This is a genomic window from Ekhidna algicida, assembly GCF_051379705.1.
GTDB lineage: Bacteria > Bacteroidota > Bacteroidia > Cytophagales > Cyclobacteriaceae > Ekhidna.
In genome coordinates this window covers 2,091,352-2,108,577 of record NZ_CP179868.1, presented here as the reverse complement: position 1 = coordinate 2,108,577, position 17,226 = coordinate 2,091,352, and the positions used below count along the sequence as shown (strand labels likewise).

Sequence of the window (17,226 nt, the reverse complement as noted above, 5' to 3'; positions counted from 1 at the left end):
CTATTCGTCGTGCAAAGTGTCTGCAAGGTTCAATACTGCGGTTTTATATGTATGAAAAGCCACAGTAGAGATAGCAATTATTACAATGCTAAGTGCCGGAACCAAGAATATGCCTATTCCAAGCTGAATTCGATTTTCAAACCCTGCCAGCCAATTTTTCATTAGCCACCAGCTTAGTGGAGCAGCAATTACAATAGAAACTGCCACGAGCTTTATAAAGTCCCACGTTAACAGCCTCAACAATTGTTGCAATGAAGCACCAAGCACCTTTCTGACACCTACTTCTTTGGACCGGAGACTGGTTATGAATGATGATAGGCCAAATAGGCCGAGACAGGCCACCAGGATTGCCAGTATCGCAAATAGTCCGAAAATGGAACCGAATTTGACTTCAGCTTGATATTGTTCATTATAGTAATCGTCTAGAAAGAAAAAATCGAAAACCTTATTGCCGAACGACGCTTCCCAATGGGCTTGCATATTATCAATAGCACCGTGCATATTCTCAGTACTAATTTTCACAGAATAAAAGCCTGAGGTATTTGGGAAATACCTAAAAATGAGAGCATCATACGCTTGCTTTGGAGATTCCTGACGATAATTTTTCACCACACCAACGATGTTGAATGTGTCGCCCCAGAAATTTATTTTTTGATTGAGTGCTTCTTCAGCTGTTTGAAATCCGATTTGATTGATGGCAGTTTCATTAAATAAAACATTGCCCTCTTCCGTGCCATATGATTCATCAAAACCACGACCAGCTACCATATCCAAATCGTAGAAGTGCAGATAATTCGCATTGGCTCCAATGATCCTATATTGATTGGACATCGATTCATCTTGAGTTAAAAGCCTGATGCCTCCAGCGTTCCAATCTGGAGTGCGGCCAGGTACTGCTGATGAAGATGTGAAGCCAACTACAGAAGGATCGGATTTAAGTAGATTCTGGAAGACGGCATCTTTAATTTCCATGACCGAATCACTGCGAAATTGAGGCGTCTTGATCACCATGGTTTGAGCGATGTTTACTCCAAGATCCTGAGACTGAAGAAAGTTCATCTGCTTGTATACTACGAAGGTCCCAGTGATTAGCACAACCGATGCAAGAAACTGAAAAGTCACCAAACCTTTACGCAAGGTGTTGCCACTAGAGCTTGAAGCGAATTTTCCCTTCAGAACTGCAATCGGTTTGAAATTGGACAGAATGAAAGCAGGATAGAAACCAGATAAAATAAGACCAAGGATGAATACACCTCCTAACCCAAACCAAAAAACCGGCGAATCTGGCCAGGTATAAGCAATACCTTTACCTACAAATGAATTGAAGGATGGAAACACAAGGAACACGACCAAAGTAGCTAAGACAAAGGATAAGAGGTTTAAAAAGAAAGACTCAAAGAGAAATTGAGCGATAAGTTGGGATCGATGGCCTCCCATTACTTTTCTAATACCTACTTCCTTTGCTCTGCTAAGAGCTCGAGCAGTGGTCAGATTTATATAATTGATCCAAGCAATAAACAGTACAAATAATCCTATTACTAACAAGAAGTAGGTAGTTTTCTCATCACCGGTTGGCTTAATTTCCATTCGATAGTTAGATGTCAAATGGATTTTCGTAAGTGGCTGGAAGATGAATTCCATTCTAAAGTTGGCCTGGTCCTCCTCGCCTCTCAACTCGGTCAACCATGGATCAAACTTTTCATATAATGAAGCAGGATCAGCGTCAGGATGAAGCTTCACGTAATTCAAAAAACCATCCCAGTTCCAGGCAGTGCGAGACTCTTCACTAGTAAATGTGACAAATGACTCAAAGGAATAGAGTAAGTCAAACTTCATATGAGATCGCTCAGGAAAATCCAGGAACACACCTGTGACCTTAAAATCATTGGCATCATTCATTTTGATGATTTTACCCATGGGATCTTCATCTCCAAAGATCTTTGTTGCTAGCGTTTCACTTAACACTACAGTCATTGGATCTTTCAATGCCGTGCTGTCCACTCCTCTGATTAGCGGAACTGAAAAGAACTCGAAGAAGTTTGCACCGGCATAATAAGGATGTGTAAGCTCAAAATACTTTTGATCATACGAAATCTGTGCCCTACTTGAAGTGAGGTTCACGTAATCAAGTACTTCTGGGAAATCACGATTCATGAGATTACCGGCACCTGCGGCACCTGCGGCCCATTGGGTGGAAAGCTCTCCTTGATTGTATCGATTGGTTTGGATTCTATAAATATTCTCCTTGTTGGGAATAAATGAATCATAAGTAAGCTCATGATAGACATATTGAAGAATCATAAATCCTGCGGACATGCCTATAGCCAAACCAAAAATATTGATGGTAGCATAGAATTTATGCCTGCTTAAGTTTCTTATTGTAGCGACAAGATAATTGCGTATCATAGCTTCGAAATTTGATTGTTTTGACCTTTTTCTAAATCTGGGCCTTAGGAAACCAATCACTTGTAATAGGTGAATGGCTTTGGCTCTAAAGGCCCCTTTGCTTTCTTTATTTTCAAAAAATGCTTCTTCCAGATCGCCTATTATGCCTTCTACAATAGATGACCTGCAATAATTTTGCAGGAGATTGCTTGTTCGATCTAGAAGTTTTGGTTTTTTATCCATTAGCAAGAGCTATGTCTGGAATCGCGTCCCACATGCTTTGACGCATTTCACGAATTTTCACTATCGTTGCCTGCCCTGCAGTCGTCAGTCTAAAAAGCCGTTTTCTTCTACCGCCTCTTTCGGGTGTGGCTCCATCGTATCGGGCGCTTAGGTAACCTTTATCTTCTAGGCGACTAGTTACCGAGTGCACCGTACTAATGGTGATTGATCGTTTGCAGCGCTCCTTAATCTCCTTCTGGATGGCCAGGCCGTAAGCATCATCGTATAGGATGCCTACCGAAAGCATGACAAGTTCTTCTAGTTCTCCCAGGTTAGTTCCTTTCACAACCGTGTCAGTTTATATTAATTTAGAATAGAAATTTATTTGTTTCGATTTTGTCGAAAACGAAAATTTAGGAAACTAGTTTCACTTTTCCAGATATTTGTTTCGATTTTGTCGGATTTGAATAAATCAGGTATGAATATTCAAGCGGTAAACAACTTCTTTGGTGATATGGATCTCTTCCTACTGGATTTGATCCTGAAAGGTCATGTCCAAACTGGGTCTAAAGTGCTGGATATAGGATGCGGGGAAGGAAGGAATGGGATTTATTTTATTCGACAAGGATTCGAATATCATGGCTGGGATACAGATGATTCTAAAATTAAACTTCTAGAGTATCTCGCTAAATCAATAGCTGGTGCCAATGTCACTTTTTTGACTCAGGATTTTAGAGATAGCTCTACCGACAAACAGTTTGATCTGATAATCTGTAGCCGCGTACTGCACTTTGCTACTTCAGTAGAGGACTTTTATGAAATGTGGGGGAAGTTATCAGGACTTCTGAAAAGCGAAGGAGTTTTGTACTTATGTATGGATTCAATGATAGATACAGACATTGGCAAACCATTAGAAAACGGAGAAGTAGAGTTTCCAGATAGCAAGATACATTTTGCATTAACCCAGAATCTTTATGATGACATAAAAAAAGGGTTCGAAGAAATCGAACCCTTGAGAACGTTAGTGCATCATAACGAGCGCGCTCAGAGTTTTATATGTCTTAAGAAGCTTTAAACTACTCCTTGTGCTAGCATAGCGTTTGCCACTTTGACGAATCCGGCAATATTGGCTCCTTTCACATAGTCAACATAGTCTTTGCTTTCTTGACCGTGATTTACGCAATTTTCATGAATGTCTTTCATAATGCCACGGAGCTTATCATCTACTTCCTCTCTCGTCCAAGACAATCGAAGTGAGTTTTGAGACATCTCAAGCCCTGATGTAGCTACACCTCCAGCATTGGAAGCTTTTCCGGGACTGAACATAAGCTTGTTAGATTTGATGTGTTCTACGGCATCTGCAGTAGTTGGCATATTGGCACCTTCGAAAACGCCCATGCATCCATTGGAAACAAGCGCCTTAGCCGATTCCAGAGGTAATTCGTTTTGAGTTGCACAAGGATATGCCAGATCGCATTTGATGTCCCATGGAGTTTTTCCTTCTCTGAACTCAGCGCTTTTGTACTTATCTGCGTATTCGCTAATTCTACCTCTTTTTACATTCTTTAATTCTTTGATAAACTCAAGTTTTTCCTGATCAATGCCATCTTTATCGTAGATAGAACCTCCGGAATCAGAAGCACTCACGACTTTAGATCCACTTTGAATTAATTTTTCTATTGCAAATTGTGCAACGTTACCTGATCCTGAAACCACGCAAACTTTCCCATCAAGATCGTTGTCTTTGAATTTGAGCATTTCCTGGGAGAAGTAGACACATCCATATCCAGTGGCTTCTGGACGAATCAACGATCCACCATATTCTCTTCCTTTTCCGGTCAATACGCCTGTAAATTCGCCCTGCACTCGTTTATATTGACCAAACAAGTAGCCTATTTCGCGTCCACCCACACCGATATCTCCAGCGGGAACGTCCGTAAACTGGCCAATATACTTGCTCAATTCAGTCATGAAGCTTTGGCAAAATTTCATTACTTCATTGTCGCTCTTTCCTTTGGGATTGAAATCCGATCCACCTTTTCCGCCACCCATTGGAAGTGTGGTAAGGCTATTCTTAAACACCTGCTCGAATGCTAGAAATTTAAGAATACTGAGGTTTACAGAAGGGTGAAACCGCAGACCCCCTTTATATGGGCCTATTGCAGAATTCATTTGAATTCTATAGCCTCTATTTACTTGCACTTCTCCTTTATCGTTTAGCCAGGGCACGCGAAACATAAAAACGCGCTCAGGCTCGCACATTGTTTCTAAAATATTCGAGTCTTTATATTTTGGCTTATCAGCGATAAATGGAATAATAGTTTCGGCTACCTCCTCTACTGCTTGCAAAAATTCTGACTCGTGTGGGTTTTTCTGCGCAATCTTCTCTAAGAACTGCGAGATTTCATTGGAGTGACTAGACATGGGTTATAGTTGTTTTAACGAATTGAATTTAGGTGTTTTTTATCTATTCAGCTTGTGTAAAATGATGGAATATTACTAAAGTTTAATATTTGGGCTGCATGTGTTCATCGAAATACAATATTAGCCTAAAACCCAACTAACACTTGGATCGTAAATTAGTTTAGATATAAACCACACATGTTATGAATTATTTAGGATTAGAAACTGAGATTATTTCTTCTGTTCAAAGCTTGAATGGTCATCAAAAAAATGATGTTCTTGATTATATTAAAAACATCAGACCCACAAGTCACAACACCAGGCTTTATAGAAGAAGAGCCATGAAAGAAATAAGGGAAGCTCTGGCTAACGGCTAATCTTCGGATAGAACGATTACCATATCGTTTTCTTCCAGAGTAAACTCATCTGACTTCTTCGGATTCAATACTACCCCGTATTGTTCGTCGGCATTCCTTGCCTTGCTAATTACCCGATATCCAATGGCAACCTCATTTTTCCTTGCCGCAGATTCCAATATCGTATAAAAATTCATAGACATTCCTGTCTGAACATATTCTCGTGCTGGCTTGATGTATATCTCAGACCCATCAGCATCGAATAGATCTTCAAATACCCGCATAAGATCTTTGTTTTCAGAAACCTGACTCATCAATAAACTGATGAGTTTGTCACTTACAATAAAGTCATCAGCACTTGTAATGTCTGCAAGCTGCCTGTTTCGAATATCAAGCATCTCACTCACAATTTTGTACTTACTCCCTTTTAACTCTGTAAAGTTTCTTAGGTGAAGCAATGTGATCAGAGTTTGAGCATCTGCCTCCTGTATAGGGAAGCTATTTTGGTAGCAGAGCAAAATGATATAGTCATATTGCTCAAGACCCATAGACTCTAGTGTTTCTCTGCCTGTTGTGTCTCTTACCTCAAACTCAATGGTTATATTCTGTACATTGTTCTTCAGCTGGTTTACGGTCTCTTCTGCATCCGGGAATTTTGAAACGATGCGAACGGCTGATCCAGGAGGGACATAATTGTCCAGCTCTCTGATTATATATCTAGCACGGTTATTCCAACCCACAATTAAAAGTTTTTCACTATCCTGTGGCTCAGGCTCAGTGTAGACAATTTTGCTTTCATGTGGATCTACGGGACTGGAATTTGGAATCAAAGTATCGTCATCTTCGGTGATACCAATCACTTTGTCTCCTTTACCAAAAACAGTGTCCATCGGTGGGTTGATGGCCACATGACCATCAGAAAACTGAATTCCCATAATGGCTGAATCTTCATATGCGAATAGCACATCTCGAAAAGATTTGCCAACCAATGATGGTGCATCTTCAAAATATATTTCATCACCATCAAAGTCCATGAGATCTTGATAAACCACACTCAAACCAGACTGCCGACTAGTTTGAACCATAATCTTTGAGATAATCTCATCCGAAAGGATAAGTTCAACCTCGTCTTTACCCACCATTTTGGCTACATCAAAGTTTTTCTTGTCCTCCATCTCTGCAGTGATGTGATAAGGACGCTGATCAGCCATACCTCTAAGTATTTCTCTTTTGGGATCAGTTACTATCGCAACAATAGTTTTGATGATCTGGCTATCGGAGTTTTCGTTTTCCTTATCCAGAATGATGATAGACTTAGTATCGAAGGGATTTGCAATCTTTAAATCGTGAACATCAATCGGGTTTCCGGTTCTACAAATCACGTGCGTGGTACCAGTATTTCCTACTTTGTCCTTGATTTCATCCTCCATCAAGACTTTGTCCATATCGGCAAGGATGACTATAACTCCTCTTTTTTGATTTTCGTTAGCCTCAACAATCTCAGGAATGATGGTAAATATTTTGGAAGACCATCCCAGAATAAGAACATGATCTTTTTCAATAACGAATGAACGACCTTTTCTTAAAACTTCAAGCTTGGTAAGGATACCATTGGAGACGAGACCAATCAAAGTGGAAATAATCACCAGACCGATGACAGTCGTCAAAAGCATAAAGAGCCTGAATGGCCAATTCTCGTCATGATTTCCTAATACGCCAGGATCCAAAGCGTGTGTTAGATTCACCCAGAAGGATTCGAAAATGTTGAAGTTGGCCTCATGGTCAGGATGCAATCCCAACAACAAAAGTGCAACTCCAAACAATATTATTACCACCACGGTGATAATTCCCAATCCCTTGATCATGGAGATCGTTCCTTGGGAAACAAAACTGTCAAAGCGGTATTTAATCCTATCCGTTAAGGAAATATTTCTCATTTGTCTTGTCTGTTTTAAGCGGCCTATTTCGTGTCAAAAATCATGGCAATCAAATTCAAATATAGAATTGCTTCAGGCGACTTATTTTCATTCAATAAAATTCACCCTCAGCTACAGGCAGCAAAACTACTCCTAAAATAATGCAAAATAATGACTGAATGTGATTTAGGTGCAAAATGCGAAGTGTCAATAATCTGACACAAAAAAATTAGCACTATTTTTAAAGTAAGCGTAATATGCTATTATGAAGAAAATAATCACTGTTGCATTAGTCACAATATTCCTTGCGTCTTGCAATCCAACGACACTTACATTTTCATTCATCTACAACGATGAAGGTCCAAATAGAGAAATTGCTACCAAGATGAAGGACCTTCTTGAAAGTGAGTTTAATGTTGAAATTATGCTTGTTGAAGGGGTAAATACCAATGCAAACCTGGATAGTTTGATCCTTGGAAAGATGGATATTGCTTTGGTAGAAAACTATGTAAACTATCAGGATGGACTCAATTCTGCATTCTCAGTGTATTCTGAAGTGCTGCATCTTCTCTACAAAGAAGGAATGGATGCCAGTTCATTTGCTGCTCTTATGTACGCAGGGCCGGTATATATCGGACGTGAAAATTCACCAACGTACAACCTGATGATGGATCTGTGGGACTATTACGGTTTAGATAGTTCTCTTATAGATGTTACGTTTAGCATGCCGGAGGCTAATGTTGTGGTAGAGCTGACCAACCTTTTCAATAAGCAACACCTTCAAGACTATGAGGGCTTCAAGCTTTTTTCATTCGATGATGCAAGAAATCTGAGTGATGCTTCGGTAGTTAAAGGAATAACCTTGAAGTACCCACGGCTTTCACCTTTCATTATTCCAGATAATTCATACTGGAGTTTCACCGACAGGCCGATTGTCACACTTTCAGTGGACTTAGTAATGATGGTAAGATCTGGTATGGGAGAAGTGGCGGTGAATGATTTCACAAAAACGATGTTGAGAAACCGCCAGATTTTCACTTCCATAGATCCATTACTTTTTGAAGGAATGAAAGAGGATTTTGATCAAGCAAAGCTCAACATCCCTCTTCATGAAGGGGCACGAATATTTCTTGAAAGAGAGGAGCCAAGCTTTATTGAAAGGTATGCAGAGCTTGGCGGTGTAATTCTATCGATAATCATAGCTCTGTGGAGTGGGATTGTTTCACTCACGAAATGGCAAGCTCAGAAAAAGAAGGATAAAATTGATGAGTTTTATGAGGATCTAATGAATATAAAAAACGGTATTTCGAGATTGGACACTATCGCTGATGGAATGAAGCGTGTGAAACGTGTTCAAGTTGCTCAAAATAAAGCTTTTGAGATGTTGATTGCTGAAAAACTTGTGGCAAATGACAGCTTTCGAATCTACATGGAGCTATCAAAAGAAACTATCAATGAGCTACGTGGAAAAATGCGCATTATAAAGACAAAACAACAGCGTACAACTTCTTAAAAATGAAACTTTTATCACTAATTGTTGATGCTTTAGTTTTTATGCAAAATCGAGCCTAAATTCGTGCTCAAATTCTGAGTGAGCATTCATGGGTCTTTTTGATTTTTTCCAGAGCGACATAGCTATCGATTTAGGTACTGCCAATACACTTATTATCAGTAAGGATAAGGTGGTGGTAGACGAGCCGTCAATTATTGCAATTGACAAGAACACCAACAAAGTGCTGGCCATTGGCAGAGATGCAATGCAGATGCACGAGAAAACACACGAAAACATTAAAACCATTCGTCCGCTTAAGGACGGTGTGATAGCTGACTTCCATGCAGCAGAACATATGATCCGAGGGATGATCAAGATGATGGACAAGGGTAAGAAAAGCTTTTTGCCAGCATCTCATCGGATGATCATCTGTATACCTTCAGGTATTACGGAGGTTGAAAAACGAGCTGTTCGTGACTCAGCGGAACATGCCGGAGCCAAGGAAGTATATATGATCCACGAACCTATCGCCGCTGCGATCGGCATTGGAATAGATATCGATCAACCTGTAGGAAGCATGGTTGTGGACATTGGAGGAGGTACCACTGAGATTGCAGTAATTGCCCTAAGCGGTATTGTTTGTGATCAATCGATCCGTGTTGCAGGAGATTCTTTCAACAAAGACATCTTGGATTATATGCGAAGGCAACACAACCTTCTGATAGGAGAACGGACTGCAGAGAAGGTGAAGATTGAGGTTGGCTCAGCTTTAACAGAACTAGATGAGGATGCTCCTGAAGATTTCGAAATCCGCGGAAGGGACTTAATGACAGGTATCCCTAAGGTGATTAAGATTTCATATTCTGAGATCGCTTTTGCGATTGATAAGTCGGTTTCTAAGATTGAGGAGGCTGTCTTGAAAGCCCTGGAGATTTCTCCACCCGAACTTTCTGCAGACATTTACGACAATGGTATTTACCTGACTGGAGGAGGAGCTATGCTTCGTGGCTTAGATAAGCGATTGGCAATGAAGACCAAGCTGCCAATTCATATTGCAGAAGATCCGTTGAGAGCTGTGGTTAGAGGTACAGGTGCAGCATTGAAAAACCTGAATCAATATAAAGCGGTATTGATGACCTAAGAACTGAATGCAAAGGCTTTTAGATTTCCTTTATCAGCAGCGAGAGATAGCCGTTTTTATTGGCTTGGAAATCCTGAGTGCGTGGCTTCTCATCAATTTCAATAACCGATACAACGCATCTTTCCTAAACTCGAGCAATGAGGCAGCGGCCTCACTCACACAAACTTCAAACAATATTAGCGACTACTTTCAATTGGTGGAGGTAAACGAGCAATTGATGTTGGAAAATGAGCGATTGCAACAAGAATTGAGACAGTTGCGCACCGAACCATCTTCGTACTTGGATACACTAGATCAATACCATGTAGTTGGAGCTCGGGTAATCAACAATACATTTGAGAGAAGTGCTAATTTCATTACGATCTCTGCCGGAAGAAATGACAGTATTGATGTGGGTATGGGTGTCATCTCGGCGTTTGGTGTGGTAGGTCAAGTGAAGTCAGTTACCAATGGTTTTGCCACCATTTATTCGCTCCTCCACCCGAAGCTTCTGGTGTCATCAAAAGTCAAACGCACCGAGACAAAAGGAACGATTCAGTGGGATCAAGAGGATTATTCAAGGGCCAGTTTGAAATACATTCCCCGACATATTAAGTTAAAAGTAGGTGACTCTATAGTAACCTCAGGATTTAATTCCGTTTTTCCAGAAAACATTCTGATTGGGATTATTGATGAATTGAACTTGGAGGAGCACATGACATTTTATGATGCTAAGGTGAAGTTAGCAACGGACTTTACAAGCCTATATCATGTATATGTGATTAAAGATTTGTTAAAACCAGAAAAGGATTCTCTAGCGGTACAATGACCAGAATTAGCATAAAAGAACAGATTCTGAACTTCCTCCTGCTTCTGCTGGTGCAGCTTCCTCTTGTGCATCGTATTTCACTTTTTGATAAGGCATTCGGTTTTTTCTACGTCGGTTTTTTGATACTATTACCACGCACTCTTAGCCGATCTAATTTAATGGTGATTGGTTTTTTCACAGGATTACTTGTTGATGTATTTACAAATACTCCCGGCATTCATGCTTCCGCCTCGGTATTTGTACTTTTTATTAGAAACTTCTGGCTAAGAGTAGCCAATGACGATGCACAGGAAATGACCAACTTGAATGTTGCAAGTCTTAAGAAATCAGGATTTCTATATTTCATTTACCCTCTGGTTTTTGTACATCATTTTTTAATTTTCGTAATTGAAAATGGTGGATTCCATTTGTTTGGTACGGTGATAAGTAAAACCTTCTTCAGCAGCTTGCTGAGCTCCACATGGATATTTATTATTAACTTCATTATTACTCCAAATAGAAAACGATCATGAGAGGGCGGAGTTTACTGATTCGGGGACTCATTCTTATGACAGTAATGATCTTTGCTGTCCGACTTTTCTATATCCAGATTATTGATGAAGACTATAAGATAGCTGCGGAAAACAACGTAGTTCAGAAAATTGTCCAATATCCTTTTAGAGGGCTTGTATATGATAGGAATGACAGTCTGGTAATCTATAACTCACCGGTATTTGATTTGATGATTGTACCTAAGGAAGCTGAAATTGCTGACACCACGGCATTTTGTAATTTATTAGGGATTGAGCGAGAAGAGCTTGAAGAAAACTTGCAGAAGGCCAAAGGATATTCATCTATACTAGCCTCGAAGTTCATTGAACAAATATCTGATGAGTTATTTGCCAAACTGCAGGATCAACTGATTAACTATCCCGGGTTTTATGTCCTGCCAAGAACCATTCGGTCATATAATACGCAATCATTAGCCAATGTTGTAGGTTATGTTGGTGAGGTCAATAGAAACTTTCTCAACCGCGATACCACAAACTATTACAAATCCGGAGATTACATCGGTATTGGTGGGATTGAAAAGTCTTACGAAGAGCACCTCCGAGGAAAGCGAGGGTCGACTTTTAAGGTCGTTAATGTGCAAGGGATCATCAAAGACGACTATCGTGATGGAGAGTATGATACATTACCTCAATCCGGTGAAAACATTCATCTAACAATTGATCTTGAGCTTCAGCAATATGCTGAAAAATTGATGGAAGGAAAAGTGGGAAGTGTTGTGGCGATTGAACCGAGCACAGGAGAGATACTGGCTTTTGTGTCTGCACCATCTTATGATCCACAACTATTAAGCGGCAAAAGCCTAAGTAAGAATTTTCCTGAACTAAACAAGGATGTAAACAAGCCTTTTTTGAATCGCCCGATTCAGGCGAGATATCCGCCAGGCTCAATGTTTAAAACCATTCAGGGCATTATCGCTATGCATGAAGGAGTAATTACTGCCAATGAGGTGATAACCACAGATGGCAGCAATATTGGTGATTTGGCGCCTCCGGGTCCATACAACATGATCAAAGCAATTACCAAATCGTCCAACAACTATTTTTACCTAATCATGCGTCGAATGGTGCAGCAAGGCGCGGATGAGAGTCCTTATATTGATTCTCGTATTGGCCTTGAAAAATGGAGAGCATTTGTGATGAGTTTTGGTCTTGGAAGAAAACTAGGTGTAGATCTGCCAAATGAGATTACTGGAAATGTGCCAAGCCTGGAATGGTACGACAGAGTGTATGGAGCAAAGCGTTGGAAATATTCGAATATTGCTTCCTTAAGTATTGGCCAGGGAGAACTTTTGGTGACACCACTTCAGATGGCCAATCTGGGTGCAATTCTTGCAAATCGCGGATATTTTATCACTCCTCATCTGGTAGATAAGATAGAAGGGTGGCCTAATCCAAACATCAAAAAAGAAATACTTCCTTTCGATCCTGAGCTATTTGAGCCCATAATTCTTGGGATGGAACAGGTTGTAAAGGCTGGCTCAGGAATTCGAGGCTACTTAGATTCACTGAAGCTGGCGGGCAAAACCAGTACCGTTCAGAATCCGCATGGTGAAGATCACTCGGGATTTATGGGGTTTGCTCCGCAGGATAATCCTCAGATTTCTATTGCGGCATATGTAGAAAATGCAGGACAAGGTGGAAGAGCAGCAGTATCTGTGGCCAGTCTGCTAGCAGAGAAATACGTGCTAGGCAGGGTTTCCAGACCGTGGCTAGAAGATTATGTGTTAGAAGAAAGATATTTACCAAAAAATGCGCCAAGACCAACTATCGCAGAAAATTGACTGGCTCTCAGTTTCAGTATATGGGGCGCTTGTACTAGCAGGCTGGTTGAATATCTATGCGGCTGAATACGATCCGGATATAAACCAAAGTATTTTTGATTTTAGCACAAGTGGGGGGAAGCAACTGATTTGGATTGGAACGTCAGTTTTAATCGCTTTTGGTATTTTTTTCTTTGACTATAAGTTTTTTGACTTATCCGCTTACATCATTTATGGGGTGGTAATGGCCATGCTTCTGTTCATTCTTATTGGAGGCAAAGAAGTAGCAGGCTCAAAATCTTGGATAGGTATCGGCGGGTTTGGATTACAACCTTCGGAATTTGCCAAGTTTGCAACGGCTTTTGCACTTGCTAAATACCTGGACCATGCTACCAGGAAGCTGACTGACCTCAATACTTTGGGAATATCCTTTGCAATTATTTTGGTTCCTATGGCACTCACTATACTTCAGGGAGACACAGGTACGGCTTTGGTTTTTGCTGCTTTGGTTGTTCCGTTGTTTAGAGAGGGTATGCCTCCTTTGTTACTCATTATTGCGTTATCGTTTTTTGTGGTGTTCATTCTGACATTACTCGTTAGTCAAACAGTGTTATTGGCAGGAATAGCTGTGATAACTCTGCTGGCTTTAGGACTAAATGCTAGAACACCCAGACGATTGGTATACATTGTTGCTGGAGCCATTGTGGTCACTTCTGTTGTGAGGAGTGTAGACTTTATTCTTACGGAGGTGCTTCAACCTCACCAGCAGAAACGAGTATTGTCTTTGGTAAATCCCAATATTGACCCGCTGGGTGTAGGATGGAACGTAACTCAGTCCAAAATTGCAATTGGTTCAGGTGGTTTTGCCGGTAAAGGATTTTTGGAAGGGACACAGACCAAGTTCGATTTTGTTCCTGAGCAAACTACAGATTTTATTTTTTGCACTATTGGAGAGGAACATGGCTGGGTTGGTAGCCTTTTGATGTTGGGCCTTTTCACCACATTGTTGTTAAGATTGGTTTATTTATCTGAAAGGCAGAAATCAACATTTTCACGCATTTTTGGCTATAGCGTAGTGGGAATTATTTTCTTTCATTTTACTGTGAATATTGCAATGACCATTGGGCTGTTTCCTGTTATTGGAATACCGCTACCTTTCTTTAGCTATGGAGGATCGTCCTTGTGGGCGTTTACTATTCTCCTTTTCAGTTTTCTAAAACTAGACGCTCACAGAATGCAGGTACTGCAGAGATGGTAACGAAACCTCTTGGAGGTTGGCTATAATTTAGCTGCTCTTTTTTTCGCTTCTTCAACTAGCTGATTTGCTCTTTTATTGGCTTCTGCTTCAATATTTGCTGCTTTTATATCCGTTTCAGCTCTTAGCTTTTTAGCTGCTTCCTGAGCAACTCTCTTTTTTATTGGATTAGATCCAGCATCTACGACCAATTGGTCAGCAGCAGCATATCCTTCTTCTTTAATTTTTTCGGCACTCGCTTTACCCTGACTTCTTATTTTATTTGCTTGAGTTTCAGCATCAGAAATGATTTTTTCTCGTTGTTTTTCTAGCTCTGCCTTGGCCTTAGATTCAGCCTCAGCTTTTTGCTTGGCAATCTCAGCTTCTGCCCTTACTTTCTGCTCGTCTGCTTTTTCTATAAGTTGTTTTTTAAACTGCTCAGTGACTCCTTCAGATTTTTCACCAGAACCACTTGTTCCCAGTAGCTTCACAGAAGGATCGTCATACGTCCCACTAATGCCAAAGTTTAAGTTGATCTTATCTGCCACTAGTTTTTTGCCCCCAGTAAATGAACTAACCAGGCTATTTAAGGCATTTCCAATCTGACCAGTTGGTATGTCTTTTAGTAACATTGAATAATTAAGGCTACCGTCCAATCCGTTGTTTCCTCCAACTACAGCTTTTTGTCCACTGACCTCTAGTTCAAATGGTTCCACGTACATCCGGCCGTCTTTAATGGAGGTTCTAATTAGGACATCTTTCAAATTGATCTTTTTGTTTGGTTCTGCATTGGCACCAGCTTTAAGGGAAGCTACCGATGAGAGCTTTTGAACAAAATCACCTTTTTCTAATGTAGCCTGGGCGATATTGACTAGCCCTGTTAAATCAACCGCATCCATAATTGGCATCATATCTTCTCCAAGAAGCCCGTTCACTTTGAAATCGCTTGAAAACTTGCCTGTAACTTGTTTGGCAATGGGAGCATAGCTTTTTATTGTTTCAAAAGCATCAAAAGCACTGCCTATGGAAAGATCTTTAATTTTAAATCCAAGATCGTATTTGGGCTTTTCAAGGTCTTTAGTCACATATGATCCGGTAAGCTCAAAAGTTCCATCCAACATTTTGAAGTTATTCTTGTCAAGAATGATCGCGCCATCTTTGATTAGAATTTTACCATTGAAATCATTAATCGACAGGTTGGAATAGGCGATTTTATCTATCGATGAAGCTAAGGTGAAATCGATATTTTCTGGAATTTTCACAACTTCAAGCGGTGCTTCTTGTGTCGTCTGTTGAGTACGCTCTTTTTCATTCTCTTCGGTAACCTCTTCTTCCATACTTTCTTCAGGCATAAATTCATTGATATCTAAGAACGAGGAGTTGAAATTTAATTGGCCGACGAGCATTTCATTTTCAGCGAGTGCATACGCCAGATAATTGGTGACCTTACCATTCATATTAAAGTCGGAATTCCCGGACGTAGCAGTAAATTCTGATAGACTGATCTCTGATGGATTGAAAGATAAGTTGGCTTTACTAATACTAAAACCTTGAGGAAAATCAACACTTTGAAAGTAGAAATCACTAATACTAAGACTTCCTGTAGTCGGCATCTGATCATACCTCTCAGCTTCAATATCCGACATTTTTCCTGATGTGTTAAGCTTAGCATTGATCTTACCGAGGAGCTTCATGTCTTCTAATGGAATGATTTTGGTTATCTTTTCCAAGTCAGCATTTCCTTCAAACCCTAAATCCCACTGATAATTTTCCAAATTCTTAAACTTAAGGTAGGCCTCTACCGATTCGCCATCTACAAGCAGGGAGAATTTATCAACGTTGAAGGAGGTCTCGCTTAGGTCTGCAGAGGGATAATTGAAGCTTGTTTTGATGTTGATCTGTTCCATAGGAATGTTAAAATCAGCATAAGAGATACGTCCATTCTCCACTGACAAACTGGCGGCAACCTGTGGCATGGATGTTTCATTGAATGTACCTTTTACAAATCCATCAAATCCAATTTGTCCTCCAGCGGTAACTCCATCCAAATATTCCTGATAGACTCCAGGGATGAGCGATAAAATACTCGTAAGGTTTATGTCTTTCCCACCAAAAGTGATATTCATATTGATGTCATCACCAGGCATACTGACAAAACCATCTGCTTGCATGGTGAAATTGTTAATAGCAATTCTGTTATCCTTAAATGTGAATCTCATTTCAGAAAGATTCATGTTTAGAATAATGTCTAGAGCTAAGCTTTTATTGGAGATGTATTCTGTTCCATCAAATTCTAGTGAAATTGCATCTACAGTTGTTTTTGTATCCAGATCAAATACATCCAGACTAAAATCACCTGAGCCGTCATGATTCAAGCCAACGATAGTGGTAAAAAAACTCATTGATTGGTCCATATATGACACCTTTCCGTTTCGTATACTCCATTTTTCTATTCCAATATTCACCGCTTCGTTTTCAACGTTTTCAACGTTTTCAACTTCTTCAGTTTCAACAGGCTCTTCTTGATTTGTTGCTGGAGCTACTTCTTTACTTTCTTTCGCTATGTCATAATTAGCCTTCCCATCGGGTAACACTCGTACTAGAATTTCTGGTTGATCCAGCAGTATTTCTTTAACGATGATTTGATCGCCATTAATTGCTGACATGAGATCCACGGTCACCAGAAAAGTACCTATTGAAGCCAGAGTATCATTTTCGAATTCATCCACACCAACCACTCCGAATTCACTCAAGCTCACTGTGATGTCCGGAAAGTTTTTTATCAAGGAAAGGTTAAAAGCGTCAACATCATAATAGACATTGGCATTTAGGCTTTCTGCCATGGTATCATCTAGTGCTTTGCGTATATCATCGGCAAATATGATTGGTAATACGATAATTGCTGTGACCAGAATGGTAAGCACCACTCCTAGCGTGATCAGAAATTTCTTCATTGTT

At 40.2% G+C, this 17,226-nt stretch carries 13 protein-coding genes; 8 read left to right on the top strand and 5 right to left on the bottom strand.

All coding sequences use genetic code 11. The features are described from left to right. Nucleotides 1–2,628 carry an ABC transporter permease gene (locus ACL8WY_RS09055; RefSeq protein WP_436514383.1) on the bottom strand — a complete coding sequence of 876 codons (2,628 nt, stop codon included), beginning with the start codon at nt 2,626–2,628 and terminating at the stop codon, nt 1–3. Further along, nucleotides 2,621–2,953 (bottom strand): PadR family transcriptional regulator, encoded by a 333-nt coding sequence (locus tag ACL8WY_RS09050; RefSeq protein WP_436514382.1) that lies wholly within the window; start codon nt 2,951–2,953, stop codon nt 2,621–2,623. Before ACL8WY_RS09050 ends, ACL8WY_RS09055 begins: the two co-directional genes overlap by 8 nt. Nucleotides 2,954–3,085: 132 nt before the next feature. Here ACL8WY_RS09050 and ACL8WY_RS09045 point away from each other — a divergent pair, with 132 nt between their 5' ends. After that, nucleotides 3,086–3,682, top strand: a complete 597-nt coding sequence (locus ACL8WY_RS09045) for a class I SAM-dependent methyltransferase (RefSeq protein WP_436514381.1) — start codon at nt 3,086–3,088, stop codon at nt 3,680–3,682. On the opposite strand, the gene gdhA is transcribed toward ACL8WY_RS09045, so the two are convergent. Continuing rightward, nucleotides 3,679–5,031 carry an NADP-specific glutamate dehydrogenase gene (gene gdhA / locus ACL8WY_RS09040; RefSeq protein ID WP_436514380.1) on the bottom strand — a complete coding sequence of 451 codons (1,353 nt, stop codon included), beginning with the start codon at nt 5,029–5,031 and terminating at the stop codon, nt 3,679–3,681. The two genes, ACL8WY_RS09045 and gdhA, sit on opposite strands and share 4 nt — an antisense overlap. 182 nt (nt 5,032–5,213) lie before the next feature. Here gdhA and ACL8WY_RS09035 point away from each other — a divergent pair, with 182 nt between their 5' ends. Further along, entirely contained in the window at nt 5,214–5,387 is a 174-nt protein-coding gene (locus ACL8WY_RS09035; RefSeq protein ID WP_436514379.1) for a hypothetical protein, read from the top strand. On the opposite strand, the gene ACL8WY_RS09030 is transcribed toward ACL8WY_RS09035, so the two are convergent. After that, on the bottom strand, nt 5,384–7,303 hold the full coding sequence (locus ACL8WY_RS09030; RefSeq protein ID WP_436514378.1) for a CASTOR/POLLUX-related putative ion channel: 1,920 nt from the start codon (nt 7,301–7,303) through the stop codon (nt 5,384–5,386). The genes ACL8WY_RS09035 and ACL8WY_RS09030 overlap by 4 nt on opposite strands. Before the next feature lie 244 nt (nt 7,304–7,547). Between ACL8WY_RS09030 and ACL8WY_RS09025 the strand changes: the two genes are divergently transcribed. From ACL8WY_RS09025 to rodA, 6 genes are all read left to right on the top strand, one after another. Continuing rightward, a complete protein-coding gene (locus tag ACL8WY_RS09025; RefSeq protein WP_436514377.1) occupies nt 7,548–8,795 on the top strand; it encodes a TAXI family TRAP transporter solute-binding subunit in 1,248 nt (415 codons plus the stop codon). Between the two features lie 88 nt (nt 8,796–8,883). Then, a complete protein-coding gene (locus ACL8WY_RS09020; RefSeq protein WP_436514376.1) occupies nt 8,884–9,915 on the top strand; it encodes a rod shape-determining protein in 1,032 nt (343 codons plus the stop codon). 7 nt (nt 9,916–9,922) lie between these two features. Next, entirely contained in the window at nt 9,923–10,723 is an 801-nt protein-coding gene (gene mreC / locus ACL8WY_RS09015; RefSeq protein ID WP_436514375.1) for a rod shape-determining protein MreC, read from the top strand. After that, on the top strand, nt 10,720–11,235 hold the full coding sequence (locus tag ACL8WY_RS09010; protein WP_436514374.1) for a hypothetical protein: 516 nt from the start codon (nt 10,720–10,722) through the stop codon (nt 11,233–11,235). The genes mreC and ACL8WY_RS09010 overlap by 4 nt, the downstream gene beginning before the upstream one ends. Continuing rightward, nucleotides 11,232–13,055: a penicillin-binding transpeptidase domain-containing protein gene (locus tag ACL8WY_RS09005; RefSeq protein ID WP_436514373.1), complete on the top strand. Its 1,824-nt coding sequence runs from the start codon at nt 11,232–11,234 to the stop codon at nt 13,053–13,055. Before ACL8WY_RS09010 ends, ACL8WY_RS09005 begins: the two co-directional genes overlap by 4 nt. Continuing rightward, on the top strand, nt 13,024–14,292 hold the full coding sequence (rodA, locus tag ACL8WY_RS09000; protein ID WP_436514372.1) for a rod shape-determining protein RodA: 1,269 nt from the start codon (nt 13,024–13,026) through the stop codon (nt 14,290–14,292). The genes ACL8WY_RS09005 and rodA overlap by 32 nt, the downstream gene beginning before the upstream one ends. A gap of 20 nt (nt 14,293–14,312) precedes the next feature. On the opposite strand, the gene ACL8WY_RS08995 is transcribed toward rodA, so the two are convergent. Continuing rightward, on the bottom strand, nt 14,313–17,222 hold the full coding sequence (locus tag ACL8WY_RS08995) for a hypothetical protein (RefSeq protein ID WP_436514371.1): 2,910 nt from the start codon (nt 17,220–17,222) through the stop codon (nt 14,313–14,315). Nucleotides 17,223–17,226: the final 4 nt, after the last annotated feature.

Bases quoted from the DNA above. Each gene is read 5' to 3' on its own strand.
- ACL8WY_RS09055 (WP_436514383.1), bottom strand. From the start codon at position 2,628: ATGGATAAAAAACCAAAACTTCTAGATCGAACAAGCAATCTCCTGCAA.
- ACL8WY_RS09045 (WP_436514381.1), top strand. From the start codon at position 3,086: ATGAATATTCAAGCGGTAAACAACTTCTTTGGTGATATGGATCTCTTC.
- gdhA (WP_436514380.1), bottom strand. From the start codon at position 5,031: ATGTCTAGTCACTCCAATGAAATCTCGCAGTTCTTAGAGAAGATTGCG.
- ACL8WY_RS09035 (WP_436514379.1), top strand. From the start codon at position 5,214: ATGAATTATTTAGGATTAGAAACTGAGATTATTTCTTCTGTTCAAAGC.
- ACL8WY_RS09030 (WP_436514378.1), bottom strand. From the start codon at position 7,303: ATGAGAAATATTTCCTTAACGGATAGGATTAAATACCGCTTTGACAGT.
- ACL8WY_RS09025 (WP_436514377.1), top strand. From the start codon at position 7,548: ATGAAGAAAATAATCACTGTTGCATTAGTCACAATATTCCTTGCGTCT.
- ACL8WY_RS09020 (WP_436514376.1), top strand. From the start codon at position 8,884: ATGGGTCTTTTTGATTTTTTCCAGAGCGACATAGCTATCGATTTAGGT.
- mreC (WP_436514375.1), top strand. From the start codon at position 9,923: ATGCAAAGGCTTTTAGATTTCCTTTATCAGCAGCGAGAGATAGCCGTT.
- ACL8WY_RS09010 (WP_436514374.1), top strand. From the start codon at position 10,720: ATGACCAGAATTAGCATAAAAGAACAGATTCTGAACTTCCTCCTGCTT.
- ACL8WY_RS09005 (WP_436514373.1), top strand. From the start codon at position 11,232: ATGAGAGGGCGGAGTTTACTGATTCGGGGACTCATTCTTATGACAGTA.
- rodA (WP_436514372.1), top strand. From the start codon at position 13,024: ATGCGCCAAGACCAACTATCGCAGAAAATTGACTGGCTCTCAGTTTCA.
- ACL8WY_RS08995 (WP_436514371.1), bottom strand. From the start codon at position 17,222: ATGAAGAAATTTCTGATCACGCTAGGAGTGGTGCTTACCATTCTGGTC.